The organism is Methylobacterium sp. CM6241, from assembly GCF_054817845.1.
In genome coordinates this window covers 22,385-40,000 of the sequence record NZ_JBTXKV010000001.1, presented here as the reverse complement: position 1 = coordinate 40,000, position 17,616 = coordinate 22,385, and the positions used below count along the sequence as shown (strand labels likewise).

The 17,616-nt window shown below is 59.1% G+C and carries 15 protein-coding genes and 4 pseudogenes; 8 read left to right on the top strand and 11 right to left on the bottom strand.

All coding sequences use genetic code 11. The features are described 5' to 3' along the window. The first annotated feature begins 116 nt into the window (after window positions 1-116). The 3 genes from ACYQR9_RS24485 to ACYQR9_RS24475 all read left to right on the top strand — a co-directional run bounded on the left by ACYQR9_RS24485 (window position 117) and on the right by ACYQR9_RS24475 (window position 3,568). Entirely contained in the window at window positions 117-2,363 is a 2,247-nt protein-coding gene (locus ACYQR9_RS24485; protein ID WP_461229906.1) for a calcium-binding protein, read from the top strand. Window positions 2,364-2,546: 183 nt separating this feature from the next. Further along, window positions 2,547-3,140, top strand: coding sequence for a recombinase family protein (locus tag ACYQR9_RS24480; RefSeq protein WP_461225737.1), 594 nt, complete (start codon window positions 2,547-2,549; stop codon window positions 3,138-3,140). 5 nt (window positions 3,141-3,145) lie between these two features. After that, a complete protein-coding gene (locus tag ACYQR9_RS24475) occupies window positions 3,146-3,568 on the top strand; it encodes a hypothetical protein (RefSeq protein ID WP_461225665.1) in 423 nt (140 codons plus the stop codon). Here the strand turns inward: ACYQR9_RS24475 and ACYQR9_RS24470 are convergent. The 4 genes from ACYQR9_RS24470 to ACYQR9_RS24455 all read right to left on the bottom strand — a co-directional run bounded on the left by ACYQR9_RS24470 (window position 3,565) and on the right by ACYQR9_RS24455 (window position 6,352). Next, entirely contained in the window at window positions 3,565-3,798 is a 234-nt protein-coding gene (locus ACYQR9_RS24470) for an HGGxSTG domain-containing protein (protein ID WP_461229930.1), read from the bottom strand. The genes ACYQR9_RS24475 and ACYQR9_RS24470 overlap by 4 nt on opposite strands. A gap of 32 nt (window positions 3,799-3,830) precedes the next feature. Further along, on the bottom strand, window positions 3,831-4,472 hold the full coding sequence (locus ACYQR9_RS24465) for a hypothetical protein (protein WP_461229905.1): 642 nt from the start codon (window positions 4,470-4,472) through the stop codon (window positions 3,831-3,833). A gap of 653 nt (window positions 4,473-5,125) precedes the next feature. Continuing rightward, window positions 5,126-5,518, bottom strand: coding sequence for a hypothetical protein (locus ACYQR9_RS24460; RefSeq protein ID WP_461229904.1), 393 nt, complete (start codon window positions 5,516-5,518; stop codon window positions 5,126-5,128). Between the two features lie 510 nt (window positions 5,519-6,028). Then, entirely contained in the window at window positions 6,029-6,352 is a 324-nt protein-coding gene (locus ACYQR9_RS24455) for an ATPase inhibitor subunit zeta (protein ID WP_461229903.1), read from the bottom strand. 787 nt (window positions 6,353-7,139) lie between these two features. Between ACYQR9_RS24455 and ACYQR9_RS24450 the strand changes: the two genes are divergently transcribed. Next, the gene (locus ACYQR9_RS24450) at window positions 7,140-8,309 is read left to right on the top strand and encodes an alpha/beta hydrolase (protein ID WP_461229902.1); all 1,170 of its coding nucleotides are present in this window, start codon (window positions 7,140-7,142) and stop codon (window positions 8,307-8,309) included. Window positions 8,310-8,568: 259 nt separating this feature from the next. Here ACYQR9_RS24450 and ctrA read toward each other — a convergent pair whose 3' ends face one another. From ctrA to ACYQR9_RS24435, 3 genes are all read right to left on the bottom strand, one after another. After that, on the bottom strand, window positions 8,569-9,270 hold the full coding sequence (ctrA, locus tag ACYQR9_RS24445) for a response regulator transcription factor CtrA (protein ID WP_461229901.1): 702 nt from the start codon (window positions 9,268-9,270) through the stop codon (window positions 8,569-8,571). 78 nt (window positions 9,271-9,348) lie between these two features. Further along, the gene (locus ACYQR9_RS24440; protein ID WP_461229900.1) at window positions 9,349-9,477 is read right to left on the bottom strand and encodes a hypothetical protein; all 129 of its coding nucleotides are present in this window, start codon (window positions 9,475-9,477) and stop codon (window positions 9,349-9,351) included. A 506-nt stretch (window positions 9,478-9,983) separates the two neighbouring features. Then, window positions 9,984-10,685 carry a hypothetical protein gene (locus tag ACYQR9_RS24435; protein WP_461229899.1) on the bottom strand — a complete coding sequence of 234 codons (702 nt, stop codon included), beginning with the start codon at window positions 10,683-10,685 and terminating at the stop codon, window positions 9,984-9,986. Window positions 10,686-11,231: 546 nt separating this feature from the next. Here ACYQR9_RS24435 and ACYQR9_RS24430 point away from each other — a divergent pair. Both ACYQR9_RS24430 and ACYQR9_RS24425 read left to right on the top strand, forming a co-directional pair. Beyond that, window positions 11,232-11,426 (top strand): hypothetical protein, encoded by a 195-nt coding sequence (locus tag ACYQR9_RS24430; RefSeq protein WP_461229929.1) that lies wholly within the window; start codon window positions 11,232-11,234, stop codon window positions 11,424-11,426. 548 nt (window positions 11,427-11,974) lie between these two features. Beyond that, window positions 11,975-12,265: a hypothetical protein gene (locus ACYQR9_RS24425; protein ID WP_461229898.1), complete on the top strand. Its 291-nt coding sequence runs from the start codon at window positions 11,975-11,977 to the stop codon at window positions 12,263-12,265. A 290-nt stretch (window positions 12,266-12,555) separates the two neighbouring features. Here the strand turns inward: ACYQR9_RS24425 and ACYQR9_RS24420 are convergent. Together ACYQR9_RS24420 and ACYQR9_RS24415 are read right to left on the bottom strand one after the other, a co-directional pair. Further along, a pseudogene (locus tag ACYQR9_RS24420) lies at window positions 12,556-13,185 on the bottom strand (IS630 family transposase); the annotation flags it as partial. A gap of 65 nt (window positions 13,186-13,250) precedes the next feature. Beyond that, complete coding sequence (locus ACYQR9_RS24415; RefSeq protein WP_461229897.1) at window positions 13,251-13,424, bottom strand: hypothetical protein; 174 nt, start codon at window positions 13,422-13,424, stop codon at window positions 13,251-13,253. Window positions 13,425-13,519: 95 nt separating this feature from the next. Here ACYQR9_RS24415 and ACYQR9_RS24410 point away from each other — a divergent pair. Beyond that, window positions 13,520-13,850 (top strand): annotated as a pseudogene (locus ACYQR9_RS24410) (integrase core domain-containing protein); the annotation flags it as partial. Between the two features lie 89 nt (window positions 13,851-13,939). Here the strand turns inward: ACYQR9_RS24410 and ACYQR9_RS24405 are convergent. Continuing rightward, complete coding sequence (locus tag ACYQR9_RS24405; protein WP_461229896.1) at window positions 13,940-15,421, bottom strand: tetratricopeptide repeat protein; 1,482 nt, start codon at window positions 15,419-15,421, stop codon at window positions 13,940-13,942. Window positions 15,422-15,752: 331 nt separating this feature from the next. On the opposite strand from ACYQR9_RS24405, the pseudogene ACYQR9_RS24400 reads away from it, so the two are divergent. Continuing rightward, window positions 15,753-16,291, top strand: a pseudogene (locus ACYQR9_RS24400) (helix-turn-helix domain-containing protein); the annotation flags it as partial. Window positions 16,292-16,551: 260 nt separating this feature from the next. On the opposite strand, the pseudogene ACYQR9_RS24395 reads toward ACYQR9_RS24400, so the two are convergent. Further along, window positions 16,552-17,575 (bottom strand): annotated as a pseudogene (locus ACYQR9_RS24395) (IS110 family RNA-guided transposase). Between the last annotated feature and the right edge of the window lie 41 nt (window positions 17,576-17,616).

The following is a 17,616-nucleotide window of genomic DNA, read 5'->3' as shown; positions in this document are numbered from 1 at the left end:
TTACTCAATCTTATGATCTCGACCTGAAACCTATATGGTTAACCATGCGTATAAGCGTCGCCGCAAACCTGTGAGCCGCACGTGCATCTCAGGCTGCGAGTACGGGAGACGACGCAATGGCTACGATCAATGGCGATAACGGCGATAATGTCCTGAACGGCACTGAAGACGAAGACACCATCAATGGTCTCGGCGGCAACGATACGATCGACTCGGTCGATCGTCCCGCAAACATCTTCGCAGGTTCAATCAATCCTGTGCGTGATATTGTTCGCGCCGGATCTGGCGACGACAATGTCACCGGTGGAAAGCTCGATCGGTTGGTCGGCGGCGAAGGCAATGATTTCCTGTCGGTGAATTTCAATTTCAACGGACCGGTCGTCGGCTCGGCAACCCCGATCAAGTTGACGCTCGATGAGAACGGGACGGGCAGGGCCTCCGATGGCACCGTGATCTATGGCTTTGAGTCGGTGAACTTCAACTTGTCCGACACCGGCGACAATGTCGTCGATACCGGAAATGTCCGGGCGCAGCTGACGGGTGGAAACGGGAACGACACGCTCACCACCGGATCGGCCGACGATGTTGTGTATGGCGGCGGCGGCGACAACGTCATCTCGACGGGCGGCGGCAACGATACGATCGGTGGCGGCTCCGGGATCGACACCGTCTTCGGCGGCGACGGCGACGACACGTTCGGCGTCAACGTCTCCACCGATGGCAGTGACCAGGTGAATCTCGGCGCCGGCAACGACACCGTCCGGTTCGATCGCAACGACGGTGGCACCGGCAACGTTCGCTTGACCTTTACCTCGGCCGAGGTGGGCAACGGCAACACCAACGATGCCGGCAGCCTGACCAACCAGGATGGCGGGCTCGCGGTCCGCGTCCAGGCGGAGGATGCCGACGGCAATCTGACCGGGCCCATCTCCCGCTACGACGATGAGGGCATCACCTTCGTCGCCGGAACGCAGGGCATCACCTTCGACGTCCGCGACCTCGTCTCGGGTACTCAGCGCGGCAATACGTTCGAGGGCGTGGTGCTCGGGACCAATGGGGACGACGCGCTGACGTTCTTCCCGCCTTTCCGCGCCGGGCAGGATTTCTACTACAACGCAGGCCAGGGCAACGACACGATCACGGCCGGAACCGGTAACGACTTCCTCGTCGGCGGTGCCGGTAACGACACCATGATCGGTGGCCTCGGCAACGACAGCTACATCGTCGATTCCCTCGGCGACACGGTGGTCGAAGGCGTCGATGGGGGCACCGACACTATTCTGTCCTCCATCAGCTACACCCTGTCCGACACCGTCGAAAACCTCACCCTCACAGGCACCGGCGCCATCGATGGAACCGGCAATGCCCTCGACAACAGCATCACCGGCAATATCGGTGACAACCGCCTTGCTGGCAGAGAAGGAAATGACCTGCTCACGGCTGGTGCCGGTAACGATCTCCTCATCGGCGGCGAGGGCGACGACGTTATGACCGGTGGTGCCGGCGATGACATGTACTTTGTGGGTGCAGCAGGTGATCAGGTCATCGAAGGTGTCGACGAAGGGAACGATACCGTTCGCTCGGCGGTCGATTACGCTCTTGGCACCAACGTCGAGAACGTCATCCTTCTGGGATCCGATGGCATCAACGCCACTGGCAACGAAGGCGACAACAGCCTTATCGGTAACAGCGGCAACAACCGTCTCGATGGTGGGGCCGGGGCTGACCGCCTTAACGCCGGCGATGGGGATGATGTTCTCGTTGGTGGAACCGGCGCGGATGTTATGCGCGGCGGAGCTGGTAACGATACCTATGTCATCGACGATGCTGGTGATGTCGTTGCGGAAGAGGCGGGCCAAGGCTTCGATACGCTTCGGTCGACCGTCAGCCACACGATGGAAGCCAACACCGAAAAGCTCGTACTCTCCGGCACTGACGATCTGACCGCCGACGGAAATGCCGGTCGCAATCAGATCTACGGCAATGCCGGCGACAACGTGATCTACGGCGATGACGGCCGTGATCTCCTTTACGGGCGCGATGGGGCTGACACCTTCGTCTTTAAGGCTATCACGGACAGCGATATCGACGTTGCCGGACGCGATATCATCCAGGACTTCGACTTCGCCGAGGGCGACCGCATCGACCTCAGCGGGATCGACGCGGACTTTGGACAGGCTGGTGACCAGGGCTTTCAGTTCATTGGAACGGACGCCTTCTCCGGTCAGGCCGGCGAACTGCGCACGAAGTTCGGTGGGGGCAACACCCTCATCCAGGGCGACACGAACGGGGATGGCGCGGCGGACTTTGCCGTTCTCCTCCAGGGTCAGCAGAGCTTGGACAACGGGTCGTTCGTCGTCTGACGCCTAATCACATCCTCAGAGGGGCTGCCGTCGGGCAGCCCTTTTTTTATGCCTGTAAAACGTTCGTTTTCCCGACGAACGTTGGATGCACTTGGGACACACGTGGAAACAGCCCCGTTTCTGTCGGGAAAATATGACTGGTTTTCTATTGCCAGATAAACGTTCTTGAATCACTATCCCGACATGCTCGTCGGATATGCCCGCGTTTCCACCCTCGATCAGAACCTCGACCTCCAGCGTGATGCGCTGACCAAGGCTGGGTGCGAACGGCTGTTCGAGGAGAAGAAGTCGGGAAAGGCCGGTACCAAGCGGCCTGAGTTCGATGCGGCCCTCGCCTACCTACGCCCCACCGACGTGCTGGTGGTTTGGAAGCTCGATCGGCTCGGCCGCTCGCTCGTCGAGATGATGCGCACGATCGACAGCCTCCGCACGAAGGAGATCCACTTTCGCAGCCTTACCGAGCAGTTCGATAGCGACACCGCTCATGGTCGCTTCGCCTTGCAGATGCACGGCGCCATGGCTGAGTACTTTCTCGACCTGAACCGTGAGCGCACGATGGAAGGGCTGAAGGCGGCCCTGGCCCGCGGCCGGAAGGGTGGCCGACCGAAGAAGCTCACCGATGCCGATCTCGAAGTCGGGCGCGCCCTGCTGCAATCCGGTACGATCTCGATCGCGGCGATCGCCCAGCGCCTCGGGGTCAGCCGGGATACCTTTTACAGCTACTTCCCCCAAGCCAGGGCACGCAGCCAAGCTGCCGCCGCAGCCAGGGAGACCTGATCGCGATGCCGATCCGGCGTGAGCACCGCTTCTACTACCCGATCGACTGGCCGCAGCTCTCCGCCGTGATCCGCTTCCGACGGGCAGGAGGTGCCTGTGAGGGATGCGGACGGCCGCACGGGCAGACGATCTACCATTTGGGCGACGGACGCTGGTGGGATGCCTCGACCGGCTGTTGGCGTGACGGAAGGGGGCACACTCTCCAAAGCCTCCCGAGCTTTGAGGACCTTGGACGCCTGCGCCCGACCAGGGTGGTGCTCGCAACCGCGCATCGCGACCACGACACCGGCAACAACACGGACAAGAACCTCGCGGCCTTCTGTCAACGGTGCCACATGAACCATGACCGGCCGGAGCACCAACGTCGTCGATGGCGAACCCTTTTCCGGCGTAAGGCCTCCGGCGACCTATTCCGAGGTTCGTATTAGCCAACGCCTTCGGCAGCCCGCCGCATCAGACGAAGCCACTCGCTGAGTTCGCGACGAGTTTTTACTGCTTCGGCTGTGTAGCGCCCGTGTCGATACATACCATTGCGCGGACCCTTCGGTGCACCGGGAGAAGCGCCACCGTGCATGCGGCAGCGGCCATTCGGCATTGCGGGGGAACAGCAGGGACTTCCGCTGCGTGTCCTCGCTCCGCACCTCGGCGAAAGGTGCATCGGCCCGTGCATGGGGTTGCCCTCAGATTTTATCAGGAGCCCCCTCCCCCAGGGGATCGAACGCTAACCGCACCGACCACTGCCTGCCCGCCGGGCTCGACCGTGACGCGCTCGACCCTGACCGTCTGTTTGCCATCGCTACGGTATCGTTTCAGCGCCTCAATCTGAGTCGTGAAGGTTCGGGCCAGTTTATTGAACGCTCGCTCGGCACCCTCCTGTTGAGGAAGGTTCTCCACGTGTGCCAAGCGCCGCGCGAATGTCATGGTCGCCAGGTGCACCGCGGCCATCTGCACGGCGAGCATAGCCTCGACTTCATCCCGCGGTTCGATCCCATCGACGACCGAAAGCACGAAATTGATCCCCGCCTCATCGGGCTCCCGCCCCTGGCTCGCAACATTGGTGATTTGACTCAGCAAGCCATTCATGAACGGAAGGCTGGCCGTGCCGAGCGCGTTCAGAAGGTTGACCGTTCCCGTGCCGAGATCGGGATGGTCCGGACCAGTAGAGATGCCAGCCTTCCCTTTGGCGACGCGGATGCGAGCAGGCGGCCTTTGAGCGCCGCGAGCAACGTATCGAGTAAGAGCGGCTTTTTCAGCGGGGGTCGGTTTGTAGGGCTCTGTCGCTGCAGGTGGTTGAGAGGAGGCGAGAGCAATTTTCCTTCGAGGTGACGGCATGAGATGATCTCCTATCCGTGCATCGACCGCAGGATCTGTAAATTGGCGTCCCTGATGTGATGGTGGGCTGGGTGGGAGGCATAGCTTCGCCTGCGATCGACGAAGCTTGTAACCTGACGTGCCGGAGCCTGCCGTACTGGTTACATAGATCGATGGACGAAACCCTGTCGGGGAGGCCGGGGTCAGGCGGTCGGCCTTTACTCGCCGCTTCACCTCCTGCGAGGTCTGACGCGGAGCGAACCGGTCAGCACATCGACCTGATAACCGGTTGTCTGTGGGTTCATTCCCACTCCTGCGGCTTCACTCAGCCGCTTGTTGCCGGTGCCGTCCGGCGTATCGCGGGGACCCGGAACTGACCTGGCTAGTCACCCGGCCCACGGCTCCATGAGGGAGCGGGCTATGGTATCGATTTAGGAATATCCGGCAGGCCAATGGTTGATACAAGCCTAAAAACCGATATCAGGTACGATTTCCGGAGGATAAGTCTTTTAGCCTAGGCGAGCCATCGGAATGGTTGGAGCAGCTGCCGTTCCCGAATTGGAACTGAGAGAACGTCTCCCTCAGGGGACATGCCAACTCTGAGGCAATGTGCCGAGGGGGCGATGGCTTCCGGAGAAATGGCCGATCGTTCGCCTCGAACGTTCCGCGGCGCGTTAAGCGAAGGCCGCGGTGAAGAGATCGAGCTGCTTTGACTCCATCGCACGCCGAGCCCGACGGCTTCCACCTTTAAGCTTACGCACTGTCGGGTCGGGAAGCGGGACATTCGCTCTGCCATGAAGGATGGCGCCAACGATCTGGCATCCATCCCCATGGTGAAACACGTACAGGGTATGAGGTCCTGAGCGCAGGATTTCCTGTACCAGCGGCGTGTCTGAAGGAAGGGATTTCAGGGCACGGAGAAGATCGGGCAACCCCGCGACCTCGATCTCCATAGCCCGAAACTCCATACCCCGCGCACCCCAAACCTGTCGCACGACAGCCACGCTGGTGTTTGCAAAAGGTGCATCTAGAAACTTGGCTGCTTCCTCCAGAACGAAGCCAGCCATCGTGTCTCGGGCTTCGATATGCGAGGCGCTAAGGAGTGACGCTGCAAGCTGACGCTTCGTAACCGGCATTGCAGACTCAACCGCTCTCAGGCCCCAACATAACGTCAAGCTCGCACAGGCTAGCCTTCTAAGCGAGCCGGGGTGCCAGCAGGGGGCTTAGGCGTCTCAGCAGTAGGTCCCGCGAAACAAGTCACCCATGGCCTTCCTGCGGAACAGGGTCTGCCAGCGCCTCCGCTGATGCTCGAACCAATTAGAGATCATGTGGCAGCTCTGGCAGAATGCTGCTGGCCTCTCGACCGCGCGCAAGCCGCGATGGGATGTTCGTCCTAGACAGCAGTGATCCTGGAGATCGTGCTTTATACGGGTGGTCACGCAGGCGAGAGCGTTTACGACCCCTTCGTAGAGGTGGAAACAACCATGATCGCGGACGAGGAGACTGGCGGCGTCTGCGACGCGATCGAGCTCAATCCCAAATCCGTCGCCATGACGATCAGACGTTGGGAGCCGGCCTCACACCCGATGAACGTCGTAGGCCCTCTGAGTTGGCGGTTGCTTCAGCTGCTGAGCGAGAACAGCTGTGTTGGCAGCAACACCGTTTGCCTCCAGATCAGCCCTGACCCGCTCAATCAACTCATTATCCTTAGCTCCATGGATCACCGAAGACATCAACTCGTCAGCGTAAGCGACTGCGCTTTGGTAATCGACGCCGAGCGCTTGAGCCGCATAGTTCGCAAGGGATTGAACCCCCTGAGCATGAACTCGGAACCGCGCTTCTTCACTGCGAACAAAAAGCATTTCAGCTGCGCGTTCACGTTCCTCGAAGAACCGTGTCATCTGCCACTTCCTTCCTCGTCGAATATCGCCTCGCCTTGCGAATGCTAGTTCTTAGACAACGTTACGCCTCAGAGACCTCCTTGGCGTTCACTAATATCAAGTTCTCCCGCTACGGCCGGCCATCGGCGGGGACCCTGGCATCCCGACGCCTATACGGGTGGTCGGGGGCCCCAATGTTCCTAGCGCCAGGGTTTAAAAACCCGGTAACAGGGTAACAGGTAACAGCCAGGATGAGCGACGCGAGCGGACCAAAGTTCCTCATCCAAGCCGACTTCGCCCGGAGGAGCGGGGTGTCCCGCAAAGCCGTAACTGGATGGAAACAGAAGGGCTTACTGGTATTTTCTGATGTAGGTTTGATCGACGTCGAGGCGTCGGAATGGAACCCGGGTCAGCGCCCGGCGAGCTATCGGAGAGGTGTTACCCACCGTCCTATCCGAGCCGTTACCGGTAACACCCCGGTGCATGAGCCCACGGCGCCAGCCACGCCCAAACTGGTCACCTGGCAGAAGCACGGCTCGGCGATGCCGAGGCCCGCGGCCCTGCCGGAGGGTGATGATGATGGTGAGGATGTCGGCCCGCTCGACCCAATCATTTCGAACGTGCAATGCGCTATTCGGGAGACTGCCGGCCTTCGACACGGAGAGCCGCAGCAGCCCTATAATGTTGCAAAGTAGCCTGGTGGCGCGTGGGACCGGTGGAACCGCACTTCCAGTCGCACATAGACACCCGGCCCGTTCCGCGCCGATATACACAACAGGGCGCACCAGACGTCTGTGGGAGGATGTCGATGCGGACGTTAGCGCTACTTGGGGCTTGCGCACTGTTTGGGCTCGCAGTGACGGCACTTGCCGAGCCTGCTCCCGTCATCCCAGATGTGCCTGCCGCCTTCAAACCGGCCCAGCGCGAGGGCTACTTCTTCGTCGGCGGTCGCTATGAGACCGTCGACGGGAAAGAACTCGCCACTGGGCAGATGTTTGTCCAGTTCCACGCCCCGGCCAAGGTCGCTCAGCCATATCCTGTTCTACTGGTGCATGGCACGGCCCAGACCGGGGTTAATTTCCTCGGTACTCCCGATGGCCGGCGCGGATGGGTGGATCATTTCGTCGACCGCGGCTTTGCCGTTTACGTCGTCGATCAGGTCGGCCGGGGCCGTTCGGGCGACAACCCAGAGGTTTACGGCCCCTACGCTCGACTCGCGCCGAGCGACTTGGAAAGCATCTTCACCGGTCAGGAGCGGTTCGAACTCTTTCCGCAGGCCAAGCTCCATACCCAATGGCCCGGCGGCCCCGGCGTGAAGGGTAATGCCGCTTTTGACCAGTTCTACCTCTCACAGGTGCCGTACATCGCGAATGGGCGGAAAAGCGAGGAGCTGGTCAACCCGGCTCTCATCACGCTGTTGGAGAAGATCGGTCCTTCGGTCGTTCTGACTCACTCGCAGGCGGGAGTGTTCGGCTGGGCCGTTTCTGACCAACGGCCGGATCTTGTTAAGGCACACGTCGCCGTTGAGCCGAATGGGCCGACCTTTTTCGACATCAAGTTCAAGGGCGGCTCTGATTGGTACGAACGGGTTGGCGAGACTCGCGCTCGGCCCTACGGCATCACTCGTGTGCCACTCCACTTCGAGCCGCCCGTGAACTCCCCAGCCGACTTGACAGTCATGCAAGCTGATCAGCCAGTTCGACCCGACCAGATCCGCTGCTGGCTTCAGGCCGAGCCGGCGCGGCAACTCCCTAACCTAGCGAACGTGCCGGCTGTCATCGTTACTGGGGAAGCATCGTTCCGGGCGACAATGGACGACTGTACGAGTGCCTTTTTGGCCCAAGCCGGCGCGAAGCCCGATCGTCTCGCACTCGCCGAACATGGCATTCATGGCAACGGGCATATGATGATGCTGGAGGCAAACAACGGGGCGGTCGCCGACGCGATCATCGATTGGATCGTGGCTAAGACGCGCTGATGCCGCCGCGAGGCGTGGTATGGAGTGCGCATGAACCCTTTAACCCGCTCCGCGAACGCCAACACGTTCGTGCACCATGCCGAGACGACCCTAGTAGCTACCGATTAGGGACAGCAACACGGGGAAGTCAGCACCCAAGCCACTACCGCAACGGGGCCGACTTGCGGTTGATATGATCCACCCCAACGGGGCTGGAACGCCCCTCCCTCTTACAGCTCAAAGCTTCCTTGCGCTGCTATAGAAGCGGGTGTGACATCCTCTAACCGGCCAAGGCTTGCATCTCGGCTACGCCATCGCGAAGCACGTAGCCGCGTCCCCAGACGGTCTCGATGTAGTTCTTGCCGAAGGAGGCGGTAGCTAGCTTCTTACGCAGCTTGCAGATGAAGACGTCGATGATCTTGAGCTCGGGCTCGTCCATGCCGCCGTAGAGGTGGTTGAGGAACATCTCCTTTGTGAGGGTCGTGCCCTTCCGCAGCGCGAGGAGTTCAAGGATCTGGTACTCCTTGCCGGTGAGGTTCACCCGGTTGCCGGCAATGGCCACCATCTTCTCGTCGAGGTTCACCGTCAGGTCACCGGTGGTGATGACCGACTGGGCATGGCCCTTCGAGCGACGGACGATCGCGTGGATGCGGGCGACCAGCTCGTCCTTGTGGAAGGGCTTGGTGAGGTAATCGTCGGCTCCGAAGCCGAGGCCCTTCACCTTGTCCTCGATGCTGGCCATGCCGGAAAGGATCAGGATCGGTGTCTTGACCTTCGCCACGCGCAGATTGCGGAGCACCTCGTAGCCCGACATGTCGGGAAGGGTGAGGTCGAGCAGGATGATGTCGTAGTCGTAGAGCTTGCCGAGGTCGATACCTTCCTCGCCGAGATCCGTCGTGTAGGTGTTGAAGCTCTCCGACTTGAGCATCAGTTCGATGCTCGCTGCGATCGAAGCGTCGTCCTCAATCAGCAGCACGCGCATGGGAAGATCCTCAAAAGATTGAGACTTCCTAACCGGACGTTGGCAACAAACCGTTAAGATGCGGGAGAAAGACCCGCTTCAGGCAGGCAGGGCTCGGCTGCGCACGAGGCCGCGCACGGCTCGGAACGGAAGCGTCACAACCGTGAGACAGGCGCCCAGCGCCAGGACCACGATGACCGACAGGATCGCCGTCAGGATTTTGATCATAGGCGTGCTCACTCCGGCGTGCAGCGGATAAGCCCTGCGCCACAGCCACGATCCTCCTGAAGTTCGGCGAGAGTGTGTGCGAGCCAGATCAGGCCATTGGTACGCCGGCGTTCGTCATATCGTCCGGCTGTATGTCCTTGCAATCAACCTAATTTGGAAAGCGATAAACATTCGTCAGATGCTAAAAAGCCAGCAAGCGGCAAAAAAGAACATCACTACGAATACGATCGTTGCGAATGAATTCCGAAGAAGAGATCCTTTTTCCTGGTTCGTTTCTTCTGTCTCGTAATCAGACCACATTCTATAAGAATCGTTCATTTTGACACCTTGCTCGTTTCAAACTGACATGTTGCGTGCCGATTACTGAGATAAGCAGCATGAAACGCACCAGTGAACGCACCGATGAAATATTTGTGTGGCACGGCTCGGCTGCGGGCAAAGCCTCAGACGACTTGGAACGGCAGTGTCCGGCCTATCGAACGGCTGCATGTCGTCACCGCATGGCGTCACGCCTCCTGCCGCTCGGGTCGATTCCTGTGTGGTCTCTGTGGTCGAGGCCAACCGCCGGTTTCCGGCAGCCCTTTCTGGGCTTCCGCTGGCCGCCTTCCCCGCAGTTCTAGAGCTTCAGTATTCGTGCTGGTCGAGGAATTGACCCCTCCCCCTCTGGCCGGGAGGGTACGGGCGAGACGCAACCAGGCGGTCCATTCCTTCGAGACGATCCGTACGACGTTCGACAGGTTGCGGAAGGCGGTCTGCGGTCGCTCCTCGACGGTGATGAGGCCGAGCGTCCTGGCTTGTCGGATGGCGGTCTTCACGGTGGATCGGGACACGCCTGCCACCGCTGCGATGTGATCGACGTACATCCGGCAATCGCCACGGCGGGTGGTCTCGGCCGACACGATGGCGAGAACGGCGGTCTCGGCCAGCGTGAACCGGGCCGCGATGCCCGGCGGAAGTCTACCAGAGGCCGCCCAGCGGCGACGGCGCTCCATGCTGGCATCTGAGCGGGGCCGCGAGCCTACGGGCCTCCTGGGGGCTGCTGGCGTGGCTGGTAGAGCCTTCCGCGCCTCAATCAGGGCGGACAGGGCCTCGGCCTCTGTCTCGCTGATCTGGCCGGCCCCGTAGGCGCGCCACATCACCGCCGCCACGTCGGGCAGCCTGGATCTCGGCGCCGCCTCTACCGAGCGCCGGATTTCGTCAGCGAACATCGTTCACAGCCCTCTCGGGCCGCGGCAAAGCGGGGCGCTCCCTGTCGTGGGGCACCTTTCAAAAGGCCAAGCGCCATCGCCTCGGGAAGCGGGTTCCCGATTGACTCCCGGCGGGAGCTGTGGCTGATGAGGGGAAGTGACTCGGCCCTCAAAAGCCCTGCGATTTTAAACGGTCTCACCCCTGCCAGGGTGGGGCCGTTTCGCGTTGGGGGCTCTAGATCTTTATCGCGGCTATCATCCTCAACGGTGGTCGGCTCACGACTCGCTAAGCGCAAGAGGCGGGCACGGTGCCATGTCGGCCGGGCGGGGCGGTTAAGTCAACGTTAGGGATGCGCGATGTGGTGGCGTGTAAGGCGCGGGGCGCTATGGACCCTCTCGATTCTGATGGTCTCGGCCGGCGGTGGAATGCTCCACGCGGCCTTCATAGGCTACCAGCATGAGCCTGTTCTGACGTCCATGGGTCTGGCTGCCACACTGGCGGGTACAGCCGTCTACTGGCATGGCGTTCGGTACCACTAGCCACGGAGGGCAGCCGTTTCCGACACTCTGCTTTTGCTCGCCCTGGCGACCGAGAATGCCGAGCTGCGTGCCCAGCTCGCGGAGGTCCAGGACCAGTGCGTCGAGCTGGCGGTGGATGCCGGCGAGCTACATGCCGAGGTCGAGGCGCTGCGGCGGGAGCTGGCTGGGGTTCGGGCCGAGCGAGATGCTTTTGAAACTCGGGCTGCGGGACAGGCCGGCTGATCGAGAGCCGGTAGCCATGTGGGGAGTAGGACGGTTCGCTGGGTGATGGCGCTGTTGTCAGGCCTACCACGCTGGGATGGAGAAACAGCCCAAATCTTCTTTATTAAGACTTTTCTCTTATTCTCCTAAAATTCTAGCTATAATAGCTGCAGTCCACGTGCGCGTAAGATGTAGCACACAGCAGAAAAAGATTGCTGTAAAGCCAATTGGCGGATTTATGACAGCTATAGCACCGAGCATACTGCCAAAATAGAATGGAAAATTACTCACTGTCGTATCAATTCTTTTTCCGCCTGGAAAGCTTAAATACAAATCATTCTATTGAAATATATTCGATATAAATTATCGTTATTTGACGTTTAGTAAGAACATTACAATTCTCCCATCTCAACTTAGGCTATCAAGTACGCAAACTACGCATCGTTGCACTTTTGCCACAACCATTGGGTTGAAATATATTGTCAATACGTGCATGCCACAACATCAATTCCATGCTGCGTCGCGGCAAATCGTTAATCCGACTGTTTTAGATCACAAGAGGGAATATCGTGGAACAAAATATTGTTAAATTCTTAAAGCCTATTGCGCTAGCAGTGATTTGCTTTGTTTCGCTACTATATTTGACAAAATCTATCTCGATTGCACTTGTTGTAAGTTTGGTCCCATTATTACTTGGGTGGCTAGGTATTATGCAATCATTTGCGTATGGTGTTGCAGCCATTATCTTTCTTGCCGCAGTCACGTGGATTGCAACTCCAAGCGATATCAAAGACATACTGAAAACACATACCGACAGAGCAATTTCTGAAGTAAATGCCGAAATCAAAGCGAAGCAGTAAGGGAAAGACCCTGCCGAGATAGGGCCGCAAATGACAGGGTAGCGGATTGTTGGCAGGCGGAGAAATTTTGAGGTCAGGCCCCCGAGGACAGACCGATAACAGGGACGCCTACGCTTAGAGTGCACTTGCCCCCCCCCCGCATGACGCGACGCGATCAATCGCTCTTGTCGGTCGTCCCAAAAGACACCGCCTTTTAACCCGCCCGGCTCCCGCCGCGGCGGGCTTCTTGCACCCCAGCGCTACCGCTTCACTGGGTAGCCCAACAAGATCGCGGTTCGGGCGAGGTTACCGAACGCGGAGCCGTTCATCGCCCCATCGAGCAACCAGGGTGCGGTGATACCGCTGGCGCGCAGCCCCGCCGTAACGGTCGTGGTTTTTCTTGTGGCCCTGGGGCACGCTCATGCGGCAGCGTTTGCCACGCGGGGCTCGTCCATAGCGCCGAGCCATGGCGGTGGTGGCTGCAGTCTCGTCGATGAACACGAGGCGGTCCGGATTGAGATCGGGTTGGCCCTCGAACCAGGCCTCGCGGGCCGCCTTCACGTCCGGGCGATCCTGCTCAGAGGCATGGCCGGTGCTTTTTGTCGCGTGATGCCGTAGCGCTTGAAGAAGCGCGACAGGCTGCTCTGGGCGACGTAGAGACTATGCTCGGCCAGAGCGGCCTTCAGCTCATGCAGGAAGATGCCCGGCCGTCGCTCATAGAGCTCCAGGATCTGGTCGGCATGGGCTTCGACCCGATGCGAGCGCTGATCTCCACCCATGGGCTTGGGTGCGACATGCCCCTGACGCGCAAGCAGCCCGCACCAGCGGCTCGCGCTGGCAAGGCTAACCCCGAAGCGTACGGCTGCTTGATGCCACGAGGCCCCGGCTGCAACGGCCCCGACCACATGGTTACGCAAATCGACGGACAGAGCTGAGGACATCGGCGCTCTCCTTCACCGACCAACCCCTCATCCCGATATCCGTTTCAACCCGCTCGGATCATGCTCTAGTTCCCGTCTTCCTCCGCTATCACTGCCTCGACGGCGGCAATCGTATTCTCCAGCTCGGCGACTCGCTTCATCACACTATCGGCCGGCATAGTGTCGTGATCCGCAGCCGCGACGATCAACTCACGCTGACGCGCCTTCAGGCGGTTTAGGAGGGCGTCAAGGTTGGACATGATGCGGGCCTAGCCTCCTGAGCCGATATCGACAACCGAACCTTAAGCGAGGCGTCGTCAGAAACTCCCGCTCAGGAGCTCCGGCGCAGCGTTGTCGGGTTCGGGGGTGGCACAAGAGCCTACAGATCGCCAGTAGGCTGGAGCTCGCTGACCGTATGCTCGACCAATGGCCTACCTGACCGGGGTCAAGATCTACTTCTCCCCGACCCCGCAAGCCGACCAACAGCAGCAACAATCGAGTCGTTTAATGGCCGGCTACGCGCGGAGTGCCTGAACGCTTCGTGGTTCCTGCCGCGGGCCGATGCGCGTGAGCACGTCGAGGAATGGAGGTGCACTACGATGAAGACCGCCCCCCACACGGCCCTGGGCTGCTTGACGCCCAGGGCCTTCACCAGCCAAGCGGTCACGGTCCTAGAACTTGCATAGGCTGTGGACTATAAACCGGGTCAGGTCCATAGGCTCAAAAGCTAGACTCAAGGGCGGGTCACTCCAACGGAGGCTGAACACCAGCTGAGTCATATTTCAGTAGCTGTCGAGGATTCACTTTGATGCGACGCACGTCGAGAGCGCCTGATTAGTCGATCGTGCCTTCCAAGCCTTACTTTCGATACGCCTGCCTTGACTGCGTCACGCAAATATTTTCTTGCAACATCATTTTCTTCTTCCTGTAGAGCAGTTTCAATTTTATCTAAGAAATATTGCACGACCAAATTATCGTAATTTTGGATTTTTTCGGCCTCGATGTTAGCAGTCTTGGCAGTACGTATATGGCGCTTTGCAAGCAAAACATTTTCGGATTGCAGGGCGTCTCGAATTGCTTGCGCTATCCGCCGATTGAAAAGTCTATCGTATTTAGCTAATTTTCCTGCGGAAATACCTGCATCTCTAGCGTCTTGCAAGTAACGGATTGCCAACGCTAATTTGTCTTCGCTTAGAGCATTATCGACTTTCTTAATCAATTTTTCATAGTAAGAAGATACAGTTTTTGATGTCTCTGCGTCCGGCTTATCAGATCTTTTATTCCCAGTTTTAGCCTGTGATTTATTCAGCTTCTCCTCGGCCTGTAAAAGACCGTTGCTGATCTTCTTATCGTTTGGTTGAGCTTTAGCGATTATACGATATAAATCAACTGCATCCTGAAATTGGTGGTTGCGTAGATACGCCTCTGCCAGATGCTTAGGTACGACACGGCTTTTCGGAATTTCTTTTAAAACATTCTCCAAGCGTTCTACCGCCTCAGGATAGCGTTTCGCTCTTAATGCGGTAAGCCCCCTGAACCATTCAACGATTATGACATTATTGATAAGTGATCCCCATTTTATACCTAAATCTTTTCCAAAAAACTCTCGTTTACTCTCAGTCAACAAAGGTAAAGTTAACTTCTTAGCCCGAAGCCAAGCAAAAACCTGATGGTCGATTGACCTCACACTAAAGAGGCTTACGTTAGGAATGCCATTCATCCGGTAGGCATTGTAGAGATCAATGGCATCCTCTTCTCCCGCAATAATGCACAGGTCTTTGACCCCCCGTTCTTTGACAACTTCATACAAATCCGGAGTTTCAAACCGTGTTGGCTCTCCACGAAGATGCCTTGCGCTACGGCTTCCATCCAAGCCAATCTTAGTTTCCGGCCCCAGAGCTACAATCCTATCGGCCCCGAACGCAGCCCCCATCAAGATTGCAGGGAAAGCAGAAAGCGAAAATCCAAAAACATATATTCGCGCAGGTTTTATAAGGTCAATAAATTGCTGTATTACTTTTTGAGCAGCAGGAATCACTGCTAACAGGTCATCAAGCGCTGCGCCTTGCCACGGAATATATTCACTATTTACAATCAAAAGGTTGCATTCTGTTTCAGTAAACGCATCTTGTCCCTCGTAATCGACGGATGATGTCTTATTTAAGAATGCTATAATAAGATCTTCATTGCCATTTGCGGAAGACTTAAAGAAGTAATTTTCCTTATCAAGACCCGCGTTGTCGATATATTGCGACACAAAATGTTCCTTTTATAAATGAAGACTTTATTTTAGTGCATGTGCACTAGCGTGAACGCACTAAAAACTTAAAGCCCAGGTTCAATGCTAACCATCGGTGAGAATTATACTTCAAACTATCGTGAATGTCGCTAATCAAGGTTATAGTTCCACATAGATATTTTAAATGTTGCTATAATACATCATTACTTAAGTAGTAATTACACGTTTCTATGCGCTATTGAGGCACTGACCTGCCCCCATTCGGTGGCCTAGGTTCGAAGTTAGAGCGGTTCCTGAGCGCGTTGCGACGGGTTTGGGGCTGGAGCGTTGACGGGCAAAGGAGGTGCCGATGCCGTCACCGTTATCCAGGGATCTGCGTGAACGTGTCGTGGCCGCTGTGGCCGGGGGTGCGTCCTGCCATCAGGCCGCCGCTCGGTTTGGGGGCAGCGTGTCGAGTGCCAGCCGTTGGTCGGAGCGTTTCCAGCACGAAGGCCAGGTTGCAGCCAAGCCGTTGGGTGGCGACCATGCCTCTCACCGCATTGAGGCGCACGCCGACCTGATCCTGGGCCTCTACGAGGCGCGGCCGGAGATCTTTCTGCGTGAGTTGCGCGATGCCCTTTCTGGGCACGGCGTGCAGACCAGCACCAGCGGCTTGTGGCGCTTCTTCCGGCGGCATCGGATCACCCGTAAAAAGGGGCGGTCCACGCAGCTGAGCAAGAACGGCCGGATGTAAGAGCGGCCCGGCAGATCTGGTTCGAGGGGCAGCCCGACCTCGATCCGGACCGGTTGGTCTTCCTCGACGAGACGGCCACCAACACGAAGATGGCCCGCCGCTACGGTCGGGCTCCACGCGGTGCGCGCTGCTGGATGGCCGTACCGCACGGGCATGTGTGGACGCCCCTTCGGGTGCAAGCAAAATCTCTGGACGGGTGCGGTGCGTGATCGGGTGCTGCCATGTGTCCGGCCTCTGATGCGGCGGGTTACATGCCGCGGGCCCGTATGGGAGTGCGAGAGTCGGGACCACATCACTACAGCGCGCTCGAAGCGCTCCCCGTGCGCCTGGTTCTCCCAACTCCGTCTCACCGACGTTGCGCCATACCTGTCCGTCGACCTCCTCACGCCCTCCGACAGCCTCGCGTCCGCCCCGCCTACGCGGTGACGGCCGGAGCTCGGTAGATCCCACCCTTCGTCAGAAGGGCCCACGCGATGCGCGCGTTCTTGTTCGCCACATCTACGATGACCAGCATCGGCGGCTTGCGAGCGAGCATTTGGCCGAGCCATGAGTCGGCCGGCACGCCCTTGCGCTTGGCCCAGCGTACCACCGCGCTGGCCGCGATGATGAGCAGGCGTCTCAGCGTCCGCTCGCCCATGCGCGAGGTGCGACCCAGGCGCTCTTTGCCGCCGGTCGAGCGCTGCACCGGTGTCAGCCCGACCCAGGCGGCGAAGTCGCGGCCCGAACGAAACGTCTCAACGGGCGGGGCCAGGGCCTCGATGGCAGTGGCGATCAGCGGGCCGATGCCCGGCACGCTCATCAGCCGCCGTGCCGTATCGTCGGCCTTCGCGCGCGTGGCGATCTCAGCATCCAGGGTTGCGGTCTGCTCCTGCAGATGGCGGAGCGCACAGACGAGAACGGCGAGGCTGGCGCGGGCGGCTGGAGGAATGTCCGAAGCGGGATCCTCGATCTGTGCGATCAGCCGCTCGATATGGGCGGGCCCCTTCGGCGCGATCAGGCCGTACTCGGCAAGATGGCCGCGGATCGCGTTGATGAGCTGGGTGCGCTGGCCGACCAGCACGTCGCGGGTCCGGAAGATCACCGCGGAGGCCTGCTTGGCTTCGCTCTTCACGGCAACGAAGCGCATGGTCGGACGCTGCGCGGCCTCGCAGATCGCCTCGGCATCGGCCGCGTCGTTCTTCTGCCGCTTGACGAAGGGCTTCACGTAGGCAGGCGCGATCAGCTTGACCGTGTGACCGAGCTTGCCGATCTCGCGGCCCCAGTGATGCGCGCCGGGGCAGGCCTCCATCGCCACGAGGCAGGGTGGTTGGGCCGCAAAGAAGGCCAGCACCTGCTCACTGCAGCTTCTTGCGGAAGATCGGCGCACCGGCAGCATTCGCGCCGTGCGCCTGGAAGACGTTCTTGGCCAGATCCAGGCCGATGATGCTAACCTCTGTCACGGACGCCTCCCTCGGGTGGTTCACAACACCACCAATCTGGC